General features: G+C 73.6%; 10 protein-coding genes. 7 read left to right on the top strand and 3 right to left on the bottom strand.

Features of this window, described 5'->3' with window-relative positions:
* Positions 1-43 precede the first annotated feature (43 nt).
* Entirely contained in the window at positions 44-1,402 is a 1,359-nt protein-coding gene (locus AVW11_RS13145; protein WP_076044064.1) for a CoA transferase, read from the top strand.
* Between the two features lie 79 nt (positions 1,403-1,481).
* Here AVW11_RS13145 and AVW11_RS13140 read toward each other — a convergent pair whose 3' ends face one another.
* Positions 1,482-1,994 (bottom strand): GNAT family N-acetyltransferase, encoded by a 513-nt coding sequence (locus tag AVW11_RS13140; RefSeq protein ID WP_060179407.1) that lies wholly within the window; start codon positions 1,992-1,994, stop codon positions 1,482-1,484.
* A gap of 38 nt (positions 1,995-2,032) precedes the next feature.
* On the opposite strand from AVW11_RS13140, the gene AVW11_RS13135 reads away from it, so the two are divergent.
* Positions 2,033-2,836, top strand: coding sequence for an exodeoxyribonuclease III (locus tag AVW11_RS13135; protein ID WP_076044063.1), 804 nt, complete (start codon positions 2,033-2,035; stop codon positions 2,834-2,836).
* Here the strand turns inward: AVW11_RS13135 and AVW11_RS13130 are convergent.
* Positions 2,818-3,501 (bottom strand): MerR family transcriptional regulator, encoded by a 684-nt coding sequence (locus tag AVW11_RS13130; RefSeq protein ID WP_037834101.1) that lies wholly within the window; start codon positions 3,499-3,501, stop codon positions 2,818-2,820. The genes AVW11_RS13135 and AVW11_RS13130 overlap by 19 nt on opposite strands.
* 232 nt (positions 3,502-3,733) lie before the next feature.
* Here AVW11_RS13130 and AVW11_RS13125 point away from each other — a divergent pair, with 232 nt between their 5' ends.
* Genes AVW11_RS13125 through AVW11_RS13115 form a run of 3 tightly spaced genes read left to right on the top strand, consistent with a single transcriptional unit; the run spans position 3,734 to position 7,187 of the window.
* Positions 3,734-5,371: a flavin-containing monooxygenase gene (locus tag AVW11_RS13125; protein WP_076044082.1), complete on the top strand. Its 1,638-nt coding sequence runs from the start codon at positions 3,734-3,736 to the stop codon at positions 5,369-5,371.
* Positions 5,368-6,306, top strand: coding sequence for an alpha/beta fold hydrolase (locus tag AVW11_RS13120; RefSeq protein WP_060179405.1), 939 nt, complete (start codon positions 5,368-5,370; stop codon positions 6,304-6,306). Before AVW11_RS13125 ends, AVW11_RS13120 begins: the two co-directional genes overlap by 4 nt.
* Positions 6,303-7,187: an SDR family oxidoreductase gene (locus tag AVW11_RS13115; protein WP_030855606.1), complete on the top strand. Its 885-nt coding sequence runs from the start codon at positions 6,303-6,305 to the stop codon at positions 7,185-7,187. The genes AVW11_RS13120 and AVW11_RS13115 overlap by 4 nt, the downstream gene beginning before the upstream one ends.
* Positions 7,188-7,350: 163 nt before the next feature.
* Here the strand turns inward: AVW11_RS13115 and AVW11_RS13110 are convergent, their stop codons facing one another.
* Positions 7,351-10,620: a S41 family peptidase gene (locus AVW11_RS13110; RefSeq protein ID WP_060179403.1), complete on the bottom strand. Its 3,270-nt coding sequence runs from the start codon at positions 10,618-10,620 to the stop codon at positions 7,351-7,353.
* A gap of 152 nt (positions 10,621-10,772) precedes the next feature.
* On the opposite strand from AVW11_RS13110, the gene AVW11_RS13105 reads away from it, so the two are divergent.
* On the top strand, positions 10,773-11,363 hold the full coding sequence (locus AVW11_RS13105; RefSeq protein WP_030855604.1) for a TetR/AcrR family transcriptional regulator: 591 nt from the start codon (positions 10,773-10,775) through the stop codon (positions 11,361-11,363).
* Positions 11,364-11,496: 133 nt separating this feature from the next.
* A partial coding sequence (locus AVW11_RS13100) for an MMPL family transporter (RefSeq protein ID WP_158076132.1) occupies positions 11,497-12,267 on the top strand: 771 nt, incomplete at its 3' end.

The following is a 12,267-nucleotide window of genomic DNA, read 5'->3' as shown; positions in this document are numbered from 1 at the left end:
CCGTCTCGGCGCCACGGGGCGGCGGTTGGGCGAAGATGCCTCCATGGTGATCGGTTGGGGACGGGACGGCGGGACGGCCCAGGCCTGGGAGGCCGTCGGCGGTGCGCCGGAGCTGGTGGAACGGGTCAGGTTCGCGGGAGCCGGCGATCTCGGGGAGGGGCCGCTCCCGGTGCGGGAGTTGGCGCGCGCCACCGTCGCCGTCTGCGGACTGGCGGCGGGGGAGCTCGCCGCGGTGCGGGCCGCGGGCACGACGGGTGACCCCCTTCCCCTCGTGGTGGACGAGGGGGCGGTGGCGACGGCCTTCGTCAGCGAACGCCATCTGAGGGTCGAGGGCCGGCCCGCGGTGGCGTTCGCTCCGCTGTCCGGCTTCTGGCGGGCCGCGGACGGCTGGGTCCGCACGCACGCCAACTACCCTCACCACGAGGCCGCGCTCGTGCGCGCGCTGGGGCTGCCCTCCCCGGCGCCGGAGGCGCTGCGCGCCGCGGTCGCCGCGCGGACGGCCGTCGGGGTGCAGGAAGCCGTGTACGGGGCGGGCGGTCTCGCCGTTGCCGTGGCGGGGCGGTACGGGGATCCGCAGCCGCTGGTGGAGACCGTGCGCACGACGGGGGAACGGGGACGGGTGCTCGGCGAGGCCCCGCCGGGCCGGCCCGTCACCGGGGTGCGGGTGCTGGACCTGACACGGGTCATCGCCGGACCCGTCGCCACGCGCACGCTCGGCCTGCTGGGCGCGGACGTGCTGCGGATCGACCCGCCGGCGCTGCCGGAGTCGGACGACGCGTACGCGGACACCGGCTTCGGAAAGCGTTCGGCGCTGCTGGACCTGGCGCGGGCCGCGGACCGGGCGGTCTTCGAGGGGCTGCTGGCCGAGGCCGACGTGGTGGTCACCGGCTACCGGCCGGGGGCGCTGGAGCGCTACGGGCTCGGGGCGCGGGACCTGCTGGAGCGGTGGCCCGGGCTGGTGGTGGCCGAGCTGTGCGCGTGGGGGTGGCGGGCGCCGCAGCCGTGGGCCGGACGGCGGGGCTTCGACTCGCTGGTGCAGGCGGGCTACGGCATCGCCGCCGCGTGCGCGGGGCCGGACGGCACCCCCGGAGTGCTGCCGGCGCAGGCGCTGGACCACGGGACGGGCTACCTGGTGGCGGCCGGCGTGCTGCGGGCCATCGCCGAGGGCGGCGGGCGGCAGCTGCGGTTCTCCCTGGCCGGGACGGCGTCGTGGCTGGTCCGCGGGCTGGCCGGCGCCCGGGCCGAAAACGGTGGCGGGGCCCGGGAGTACGAGGCGGAACCGTGGCTCCGGGAGACCGGGTCGGGGTACGGGGTGCTGCGGCACGCCGCCAGCCCCTTCGGGCAATGGCCCGGCGGGCCCTCCCGCTGGGGGACGGACCGGGCCGCCTGGCTCCCGCGGTAGGGCGGCGCCGCTGCCGGTGGCCGCTGTCCCCGGCCGCCGCCCCCGGGCCGCCGTGCCTCCGACGCCGGGGTGCCGTGTCTCAGACGGCGGCGGGGCGCGCGGGGTGGAGGGGCTTGGCCATGCAGCGGCTGGAGTCGTAGAAGCGGTAGAAGCCGAACTTCGGGGACGGGGTGTAGCCCTCGGACAGGTAGAGGGCGATCGCCTCCGGCTGCCGGTCGCCCGTTTCGAGGACCATCCGCAGGCGGCCCGCCGCGCGGGCGTCCGCCTCCAGGGCCGCGAGGATGCGGCGCGCCAGACCCAGGCCGCGCGCCTGCGGGACGACGTACATGCGCTTGAGCTCGGCGTCGCCGTCCGAGTAGCCCTCGTCGTTCTGCTCCTGGGTGCGCCAGCCTCCGGTCGCCACCGGGGCGCCGGTCGGGTCGTACGCCACCAGGTACAGGCCGCGCGGCGGGGCGAACATCGCCGGGTCCAGGAAGGTGGCGTCGCCCTCGCCCTGGTACCGCTCCTGGTATTCGAGCTGGACCTGGTCGTTGAGTTTGACCGCGTCCGGGTGGTCGTACGGCACGGTGCGGAGCTCGATCCCATGAGACATCCGAACATCGTACGGAACCATCCCGCTATGGTGCTGGGATGCTCACTGTGACCTCCGTGAATGTGAATGGGATTCGGGCCGCCGCCAAGAAGGGCTTCGTGGCGTGGCTCGCGGGATCCGACGCCGACGTGGTGTGCCTGCAGGAGGTACGGGCCGAGGAGGGGCAGATCCCGCAGGAGGCGCGCTCTCCCGAGGGCTGGCACACCGTCTTCGCGCCGGCCGCCGTGAAGGGCCGGGCCGGGGTCGCGCTGTACACGCGGCGGGCGCCGGAGCGGGTGCGGGTCGGCTTCGGCAGTGAGGAATTCGACACCGCCGGCCGGTACCTGGAGATCGACCTGCCCGGGGTGACCGTGGCCAGTCTCTACCTGCCCTCCGGCGAGGCGGGCACGGAGAAGCAGGACGAGAAGTACCGGTTCATGGGGGAGTTCCTGACGTACCTGGCGGAACTGAAGGTGCGGGCCGCCGCCGACGGCCGCGAGGTCGTGGTCTGCGGCGACTGGAACATCTGCCACCAGGAGGCCGACCTCAAGAACTGGAAGACCAACCGCAGGAACGCCGGCTTCCTCCCCGAGGAGCGCGAGTGGCTGGGGAAGGTCTACACGGAGGCCGGCTACGTCGACGTGGTGCGCGAGCTGCACCCCGACACCGAGGGCCCGTACTCCTGGTGGTCCTACCGCGGCCGCGCCTTCGACAACGACGCCGGCTGGCGGATCGACCTCCAGGTGGCGACCCCGGGGCTGGCCGCGAAGGCCGTGAAGGCCTTCGTCGAGCGGGCCGAGACGCACCCCGAGCGCTGGTCCGACCACGCGCCCGTGACGGTCGTCTACGAGCTCGGCGTCTGACCGGAGGGCGGGGCGGTGGACGCCAGGAGGCGGTCCATCGCCATCGTCAGCTCGGCCTCGACCACGCTCTTGGCGAGCGGACGCAGCCGGGTGAGCGCCTCCGGTGAGATGTGGTCCGAGATCAGCTCGGTGAACAGCAGTGCCATCGCGTCCGCGTGCTCGCGGACGCGGCGGCCCGTCTCCAGGACGGCGGCCAGCGGCACCCCTTCGCGGACCAGCGCCGAGGAGACGTCCAGCAGGCGGCGGCTGACGTGGACGATCGCGTCGCCGTCGACGGCGAGGTAGCCGAGGTCGAGGGAGGCCGCCAGGTTCTCCGGGGTGACCTCGCCCTCGAAGTAGTCGGCCAGTTCCTCCGGGGTGAGCCGGACCGGGGTCTCCTCCGACCAGCCGATGCCGAGCAGCTCACCCAGTTGCCCTACATCGCGGCCGTTCTCGAAGGCCGCGGTCAGCTCGGCGATGCCGCCCAGGGTGTGGCCGCGTTCCAGCAGGCCGGCGATGGTGCGCAGCCGGGCCAGGTGGTGGTCGTCGTACCAGGCGATGCGGCCCTCGCGGCGGGGCGGCGGCAGCAGTTTGCGCTCGCGGTAGAAGCGCAGGGTGCGCACCGGGATGCCGGCCGCCTCGGCCAGCTCCTCGGTGCGGTACTCGCGCACCGGCTTCGCTTCCATCTCGTCCTTCGCCACAGAAGCAGCCTAGTGCGGTCGGCCCGGCGTGATCGGCAAGGCGCCTTGGGGTGTACCGGCGGTAACTTTCCGGGTCCGACCCCTACCCATGAGTACGGGGCTGCTCTACCCTCCCGATTGTGCCAGTGATTGCTGGCAGTGTTTCGATGGTGTGGTGCGTTGCGGCGTTGCGTGGCTGGAACTGCGGATGAGGCGGAAGGCGGCGGGCATGGGCGGCATGGGCGGGCGCGAGGGGCGCGAGCACGTACGAGTGGCGGTGATCGGGTCCGGGTTCGGCGGGCTCGGGGCCGCCGTGCGGCTGCGGCGCGAGGGGATCACCGACTTCGTCGTACTGGAACGGGCCGACTCCGTCGGCGGAACCTGGCGGGACAACAGCTATCCGGGATGCGCCTGCGACGTCCCGTCGCACCTGTACTCCTTCTCCTTCGCGCCGAACCCGGACTGGCCGCGGACCTTCTCCGGGCAGCCCGCCATCCGGGAGTACCTGGAGCACGTCGCGGACACCTTCGGGCTGCGCCGCCACATCCGCCTCGACTCCGAGGTCCTGATGATGCGCTGGGACGCGGACGCGCTGCACTGGGAGATCGAGACCGCGCAGGGTGAGCTGACCGCCGACGTGGTGGTCTCGGCGACCGGGCCGCTGTCCGAGCCGAAGCTGCCGGAGGTACCGGGACTCGCCGGCTTCCCCGGCAAGGTCTTCCACTCCGCGCGCTGGGACCACGACTACGACCTCGCCGGCAAGCGCGTCGCCGTGATCGGCACCGGGGCCTCCGCGATCCAGATCGTGCCGGCCATCGCCCCCGACGTGGAGCGCCTGACGCTCTTCCAGCGGACCCCGCCGTGGGTGATGCCGCGCACCGACCGGGCGATCTCGACGGTCGAGCGCTGGTTGCACCGGCAGCTCCCCTTCACCCGCGCCGCACGCCGGGGGCTGTTGTGGGGCATCCGGGAGCTCCAGGTGAGCGCCTTCACCAAGCGGCCGAACCAGCTCGGGCTGATCGAGGCACTCGCGAAGGCCAACATGGCCCGGTCGATCAAGGACCCGGCGCTGCGCGCCAAGCTGACGCCCTCCTACCGGATCGGCTGCAAGCGGATCCTGCTCTCCAGCGAGTACTACCCGGCGCTGGCCCTGCCCCACGTGGACCTGGTCGCCTCCGGACTGAAGGAGATCCGGGGCTCGGTCCTGGTCGCGGCCGACGGGACCGAGACCGAGGTCGACGCGATCGTCTTCGGCACGGGCTTCCACGTCACGGACATGCCGATCGCCGACCGCGTGGTGGGAGCGGAGGGCAGCACCCTCGCCGAGCAGTGGAAGGACGGGATGCAGTCGCTGCGCGGGGCGACCGCGGCCGGCTTCCCCAACTGGATGACGATCATCGGCCCGAACACCGGGCTGGGGAACAGCTCGATGATCCTCATGATCGAGTCGCAGCTGAACTACATGGCCGACTACCTGCGGCAGTTGGGCATGCTGGGCGGGAAGGTCGCGCTCGCCGCACGCCCCTCCGCCGTGAACAAGTGGAACCGGCAGGTACAGGCCCGGATGGAGCGGACGGTCTGGAACACCGGCGGCTGCACCAGCTGGTACCTGGACGCGAACGGCCGCAACACGACGGTCTGGCCCGGCACGACCGGGGAGTTCCGCCGGGAGACGCGCAGCGTCGACCTGGCGGAGTACGAGGTGGTGCGGGCACCGGGGCGTGAGCGCACCCGGATCGCGGCGGCCCCGGTGTCCGGTGCCGCCCCGGTGGCGAACGCCCCCACCCCCGCCCCTGCCCCCGCCCCCGAAACCGCCGCGACCCCCGACCCCGACACCGCCGCCCCGCTCGCCGCGCGGGCCGAGGGCGCCGCGTGAGCCGCCCGGCGCACGTGACCTCCGGCCCCTACGCCCCGCCCGCCCCGCGGCGCGAACTCGTCGCCGTCTCCGCCGACGGGGCCCGCCTGCACGTCGAGGTGCACGGGGACGAGGGCGCGCCGGCCGTGGTGCTGGCCCACGGCTGGACCTGTTCCACGGCGTTCTGGGCCGCGCAGATACGGGCGCTCTCCGCCACCCACCGGGTCGTCGCCTACGACCAGCGCGGACACGGGCGCAGCCCCGCCGCCCGCGAGCACAGCACCACCGCGCTCGCCGACGACCTCGTGGCCGTGCTCGGTGCCGCCCTCACCCCGGGCGAGCGCGCGGTCGTCGCCGGGCACTCCATGGGCGGCATGACGATCATGGCGGCCGCGGCCCGGCCGGAGTTCGCCGAGCACGCCGCGGCCGCACTGCTGTGCAGCACCGGAAGCTCACGGCTGGTCGAGCGGGCCACGGTGCTGCCGGGGCGCGCCGGGCGGGTGCGGACGCGTATCACCGGCGCGGTCCTCGGATCGCGCGCCCCCCTCGGGCCGGTCACGCCCGTCGCCCGCGCGGTCCTGAAGTACGCCACCATGGGCCCCGGTTCGGCGCCCGACCGGGTCGAGGCGTGCGCCCGTATCGTCCACGCCTGCCCGACCGGGGTGCGCCGCGCATGGTCCCACGTGCTGGCCGGGCTGGACCTCGACGCCGACGTGGCGCGGCTGACCGTCCCCACCGCCGTGATCGGCGGCAGCGCCGACCGGCTCACCCCGATCGTCCACGCCCGCGGGCTCGCGGCGGCGCTGCCGAACTGCGTGGGCCTCACCGAGCTCACCGGCGTGGGACACATGACCCCCGTCGAGGCCCCCGAAGCCGTCACCCGTGCCGTGTCCGAGCTGACCGCGCGCCATCTCGACGATCGCGACAACACCACCGAGAAGGAGAAGACACCGTGAGCGCTCGCAGGAGTCTGGAAGGCCGGGTCGCCGTCGTCACCGGCGCCGCCCGCGGGGTCGGCGAGCTGCTCGCCCGCAAGCTGTCGGCCCGCGGCGCGCGGATCGCGCTCGTCGGCCTGGAACCGGAGGCCCTCAAGGAGGTCTCCGAGCGCCTGCACACCGACAGCGAGCACTGGTACGCGGACGTCACCGACCACGAGGCGATGGCGCGTGTCGCGCAGGAGGTCCAGGAGCGCTTCGGGAAGGTCGACATTGTCGTCGCCAACGCGGGCGTCGCCGCGGGCGGCCCGTTCGCGCACTCCGACCCCGACGCCTGGCGCCGGGTGATCGAGGTCAACCTCATCGGCGGCGCCGTCACCGCCCGGGCCTTCCTGCCCGTGCTGACGCAGAGCCGCGGCTACTTCCTCCAGATCGCCTCGCTCGCCGCCATCACGCCGGCGCCCATGATGACCGCCTACTGCGCCTCCAAGTCCGGCGTCGAGGCCTTCGCCCACTGTCTGCGCGCCGAGGTCGCCCACAAGGGCGTGGGCGTCGGGGTGGGTTACCTCTCGTGGACCGACACGGACATGGTGCGCGGCGCCGACCAGGACGAGGTCATGCGGGAGCTGCGCCGGCGGCTGCCGTGGCCGGCGAACCGCACCTACCCGCTGGGGCCCGCCGTCGACCGGATCGTCGCGGGCATCGAGCGGCGCTCGCCGCACGTGTACGCGCAGTGGTGGCTGCGCGGGATGCAGGGGGTGCGCGGCTACCTTCCCGGGATCATCGCGACCGTCGGGCAGCGCGACGTGAAGCGCTTCGAGCCCCGACTGGCCGGTGTCTCCCGGGGCCTGGTGGGGGCGGGCGGCGCCGCGGACGAGCAGCAGCGCACGCAGCGCCGCTGACCGGGACGCGACGCCGGGCCGCGGCCGCCACCGGCAGCCGCGCCCCCTTGCCCGGCCTGCCCGGCCCGGCCTGGCCTGACCGGCGCGGCCTGCCCGGCCTGGCCGCCCGGTCTGCCGGATCAGGCCTTCCCGGGCCGGGCCGGGCCGTACGCCCGGTCGGCGTTCACTGCCTGGGCGGCAGTTTCGGACGGCGCCGGTCCGGTACGTCCGTGTAGCCGGGCGGCATCGCGGCCGGGTCCTGTTCGAGCAGCTCCAGTGCCAGGTGCACCGCGTCGTCCATCTGGGCGTGCCGGCCCTCCGCCCAGTCGAGCGGGGTGCGCAGGATCTCGAAGTCCGGCTCCACGCCGTGGTTCTCCACCGACCAGCCGTACTCCGGGAACCAGGCGGCGTTCATCGGCACCGTGATCACCGTGCCGTCGCCGAGGGTGTGGCGGCCGGTCATGCCGACCACCCCGCCCCAGGTGCGCTGGCCCACCACCGGTCCCAGGCCCAGCAGTTTGAAGGCCGCCGTGATCATGTCGCCGTCCGAGGAGGTCGCCTCGTCGGCCAGCGCCACGATCGGGCCGCGGGGCGCGTTGGAGGCGTAGCTGACGGGCTGTGCGTCGCGCGTCAGGTCCCAGCCGAGGATGGAGCGGGTGAGCTTCTCCACCACCAGTTCGCTGATGTGCCCGCCGGCGTTGCCGCGTACGTCCACGATCAGCGCGGGCCGGGACATCTCCATGCGCAGGTCGCGGTTGAACTGTGCCCAGCCCGAGCCGCCCATGTCGGGGATGTGGAGGTAGCCGCACCGGCCGCCGCTCAGCTCCCGGACCACCTGCCGGCGCTTGGACACCCAGTCCTGGTAGCGCAGCGGCCGTTCGTCGATCAGCGGGACGACGGCGACCCGGCGGGAGCGGCCCGAGCTCTCCGCCGGCTGGAAGGTCAGCTCGACCGTGGTGCCGCCCGCCCCCGCCAGCAGCGGGTAGGGGCCGGTGACGGGGTCCACGGGGCGGCCGTCCACGTGGGTGAGCACCGCGCCCTCCCGGATGCCGGTGCCGGCGAGCGGGGAGCGGGCCTTGGAGTCGGAGGACTCGCCGGGCAGGATCTTGGCCACCACCCATGTCCCGTCCCGGGGGACCAGGTTGGCGCCGAGCAGGCCGATGGCCCGCTGGTAGTGCGGGGGGCCCTCGTTGCGGCGGGCGGGGGAGACGTAGGCGTGCGAGGTGCCGAGTTCGCCGAGGACCTCGCGCAGCAGGTCGGCGAACTCGTCGGGGGAGGCGACCCGTTCGACCAGGGGCCGGTACTGGCGCAGTACGCCGTCCCAGTCGATGCCGCACATGTTCGGCTCCCAGAAGTACGCGCGGATGATCCGCCCGGCCTCCTCGAAGGCCTGGCGCCACTCGGCCGCCGGGTCCACCTCGTGCAGGATGCGGCGCAGGTCCAGGTAGACCGTCGAGTCGCTGTCGCCCGACTCGGTGGCGGGGACCGCGCGCAGGTCGCCGTCGTCGTTGATCACGAGCCGGGTGCCGTCACCGCTGACCGCGAACCAGTCCAGCCCCGAGGCCAGTTCGCTCTTGCGGGCCTTGGTCAGGTCGAAGTGCTCCAGCGTGGGCCTGCCGCTGATGTCGTTGGGGTTGGCGAAGGTCTCGCCGAGCGCGCCGGAGATCGGCCAGCGCAGCCAGACCAGGCCGCCGCCGTGCACCGGGTACAGGGCGGAGTACTTGGACGCGCTCACCGGGAACGGGGTGACCCGGCTCTCCAGCCCCTCCACCTCCACGGTCACGGCGCCGCCCTCGCCCGAGTTGTCCGACTCGCCCTCGACGGGGTCCAGGCCGCCCGCCGCGGGCCGCCCCTCGGCCGAGAGCGCGAACGGCGAGGGTGTCGCGGAGGACAGCGGCACCAGGTACGGGCGGCAGCCCAGCGGGAAGGACAGGTCGCCGGTGTGCACGTCGTAGACGGGGTCGAAACCGCGCCAGGACAGGAAGGCCAGGTAGCGCCCGTCCCGGGTGAAGACCGGGTTCTCGTCGGCGAAGCGGCCGTTGGTGACGTCGACGACGCTGCGCGCGCCGGGCCCGGAGATGCGGACCATCTTGATCTGCCGCAGCGAGCGCCCGATGCCCGGGTGCGACCAGGTCAGCCAGTCCCCGTCGGGGGAGAAGGCCAGGTCGGTGACGGGGCCGTTGATGGACCGGATCAGCTCGGTGACCTCGCCGTCGGACTCCTCCGAGGCGTCGACGAGGAGCAGCCGGCCGTCGTTCGAGGCGACGGCCAGACGCTCCCCGTCGGGGTCCGCGAGCAGTTCGGTGACGCGTCCCAGTGCGCCCGAGGCCAGCCGGCGCGGCTCCCGGTCCCCCGAGGCGCGGGGCAGGTAGGCGATCTCGATCGCGTCCTCGCCCTCGGCGTCGGTGACGTAGGCGACCTGTCCGCCGCTGCCGAGCATCTCCGGCAGCCGCACCCGCACGCCGGGGGTGTCGGCGATGGTCCGGGCCGGCCCGTCGCGGTGGGTCAGCCAGTACAGGCTGCCGCGCACCACGACCGCGCTGGCCCGTCCGGTGGCGTCCACGGAGAGGGAGTCGACGTGGCTGGCGGCCGGCACCTGGTAGGTGCGCCGGCCCGCGCGCGGCCCCCCGAGGCGGACCTGGAGCTTGCGCGGGACGGCGCCCGGGGCCAGGGACTCGACGAGCCAGAGGTCTCCGGCGCACTGGTAGACGACCCGGGAGCCGTCGCTGGAGGCGTGCCGGGCGTAGAACTCGTCGTGGTCGGTGTGGCGGCGCAGGTCGGTGCCGTCGGGGAGGCAGGAGTAGAGGTTGCCGATGCCCTCGTGGTCGGAGAGGAAGGCGATCCGGCCGCCCACGAACATCGCGGCGTCCAGGTGCCCTTCGAGGTCCTCCAGGAGCTGGCGCCCGTGCAGCCAGAGCCGGCCCATGGCGCCGCCCCGGTAGCGCTTCCAGGCGGCGGGCTCGTGCGGGGGCTTGCCGGTCAGCAGCAGGCTGCGGTGCTCGCCGTCGATGTCGGCGACCTGGATGTCGGAGACGGGCCCCCAGGGCAGGCGTCCGCCGGGGCTGCCGTCGGTGGGGAGTTTGTAGGCCCAGGAGAAGTAGGAGAACGGCTGCTCGTGCGAGGAGACGGCGAGGATGTTGCCGTCGGGGTCCCAGCCGCAGACGCGGGTGTCGGTGGCGCCCCAGTGGCTCAGCTGGCGGGCGGGGCCGCCGTCGACGGGCGCCAGGTGGATCTCGGGGTCGAGGCTGCGCCAGGTGGTGAAGGCGATGTGCCGGCCGTCGGGGGAGAAGCGGGGGTGGCCGACCCGGGTCCGGTCGACGGTGACCCGCCAGGCCCGTCCGGGGGTGTGGCCGTCGGGGACCAGCGGGGCGACCCAGAGGTCGTCCTCGGTGGCGAAGCACAGGAGGTCGTCGTGCAGGTGCGGGAACCGGAGGTACGCGACGTCGTGACTCACCCCCCAATGCTTTCCGTGTGAGGGGGCCCCGGCAACTCGTACTGGTGATCCACGCCACCCCCTCAAGCGAAACGGAACGGTTTCGTTTCGCTTGGCGGAGGGGTATCGTCTTGAGCGTACGGAACAGTTTCGTTCGGATGGAGGGCACGGAGATGACCGAGGCGATGGCGGCCCGGCGCAGCCGGATCACCCCCGAACGGCAGGCCGAACTGCACGAGGCGGTCCTGGACCTCCTGCGTGACGTCGGCTACGAGGCGTTGACCATGGACGCGGTCGCCGCCCGTACGAAGTCCAGCAAGGCCACCCTCTACCGCCAGTGGGGGAGCAAGCCGGAGCTGGTCGCCAAGGCCCTGCGATGTACGCAGCCCGTCTCGCTGCGCGAGATCGACACGGGCAGCCTGCGCGGGGACTTCGCGCTCATGGTGGAGCACTCGGACGACGCGCAGATGGCCAAGGACACCGCGCTGATGCGGGGTCTGGCCCATGCCGTCCACGAGAGCCCGGAGCTCCACAAGGCACTTCGGGACCTGCTGGTCGACCCGGAGATCACCGGCCTGCAGGTGATGCTGCAGCGCGCGGTGGACCGCGGCGAGATCGACCCGGGGTGCCCCGCCCTGGATTTCGTACCGCACATGCTCATCGGGGCGTTCATCGCGCTCCCGCTGATCGAGGACCGCTCGGTGGACCGGGCGTTCCTCGGTGACTTCATCGACGCCGTGGTCTTCCCCGCCCTCGGCGTCTGAACCTCCCCGTCCCCGGTACCCGGCACTCCGTGCCGCCCTGCTGCTCCTGACACGCCGCTCTCGTCGTCGGGCCGGCTCCCCACGCCCTGATCCCTGCGGATCCATCCCACGACCTGAACGGGAGAACCACGACGTGGCCACCTTCCTCTACCGACTCGGCCGGGGCGCCTTCAGGCGCCGCGGGCTCGTCGCCCTCCTCTGGGTGGCGCTGCTGTTCGCCGCCGGCTTCGGCGCCGCGACCGCGGCCGCCCCGACCTCCGGATCGTTCTCGATACCCGGCACGGAGGCCCAGAAGGCCTTCGACCTGTTGGACAAGAAGTTCCCGGGCATGGCCGCCGACGGCGCCACCGCGCGCATCGTCGTCAAGGCCCCCGCGGGCGCGAAGGTCACCGACCCCGGCCCCAAGGCCGAGGTCGAGAAGATCGTGAGCGGGCTGAAGACCGGTCCGGGCGCGGAGCAGGTCGCCTCCGTCGCCAACCCCTACGAGGTGCAGGCGGTCAGCCAGGACGGCTCCACCACCTACATCAGCGCCAAGTACACCGTCAGCGGCATGGAGCTGAAGGACGCCACCCGCGACGCGCTCAAGGAGTCCGGCGACGGCGCCAAGGCCGCCGGCCTGAACGTCCAGATCGGCGGCGACGCGCTGATGGTGGCCCCCGAGACGGGCTCCGGCGAGATCATCGGCATCCTCGTCGCCGCGATCGTCCTCGTGATCACCTTCGGCTCGCTGGTCGCGGCCGGCCTGCCGCTGCTGACGGCGATCATCGGCGTCGGCATCGGCGTCTCCTCCATCACCGCGCTCGCCAACGTGCTGGACCTCGGCAACACCACCGCCACCCTCGCCACGATGATCGGCCTCGCGGTCGGCATCGACTACGCCCTCTTCATCGTCTCCCGCTACCGC

It is taken from the genome of Streptomyces amritsarensis (assembly GCF_001953875.1).
Taxonomy (GTDB): domain Bacteria; phylum Actinomycetota; class Actinomycetes; order Streptomycetales; family Streptomycetaceae; genus Streptomyces; species Streptomyces amritsarensis.
The sequence above is the reverse complement of the archived record's forward strand: the minus strand, read 5'-3'. Positions and strand labels throughout refer to the sequence as shown.

Bases quoted from the DNA above. Each gene is read 5' to 3' on its own strand.
- AVW11_RS13145 (WP_076044064.1), top strand. From the start codon at position 44: ATGGTGATCGGTTGGGGACGGGACGGCGGGACGGCCCAGGCCTGGGAG.
- AVW11_RS13140 (WP_060179407.1), bottom strand. From the start codon at position 1,994: ATGTCTCATGGGATCGAGCTCCGCACCGTGCCGTACGACCACCCGGAC.
- AVW11_RS13135 (WP_076044063.1), top strand. From the start codon at position 2,033: ATGCTCACTGTGACCTCCGTGAATGTGAATGGGATTCGGGCCGCCGCC.
- AVW11_RS13130 (WP_037834101.1), bottom strand. From the start codon at position 3,501: ATGGAAGCGAAGCCGGTGCGCGAGTACCGCACCGAGGAGCTGGCCGAG.
- AVW11_RS13125 (WP_076044082.1), top strand. From the start codon at position 3,734: ATGGGCGGGCGCGAGGGGCGCGAGCACGTACGAGTGGCGGTGATCGGG.
- AVW11_RS13105 (WP_030855604.1), top strand. From the start codon at position 10,773: ATGACCGAGGCGATGGCGGCCCGGCGCAGCCGGATCACCCCCGAACGG.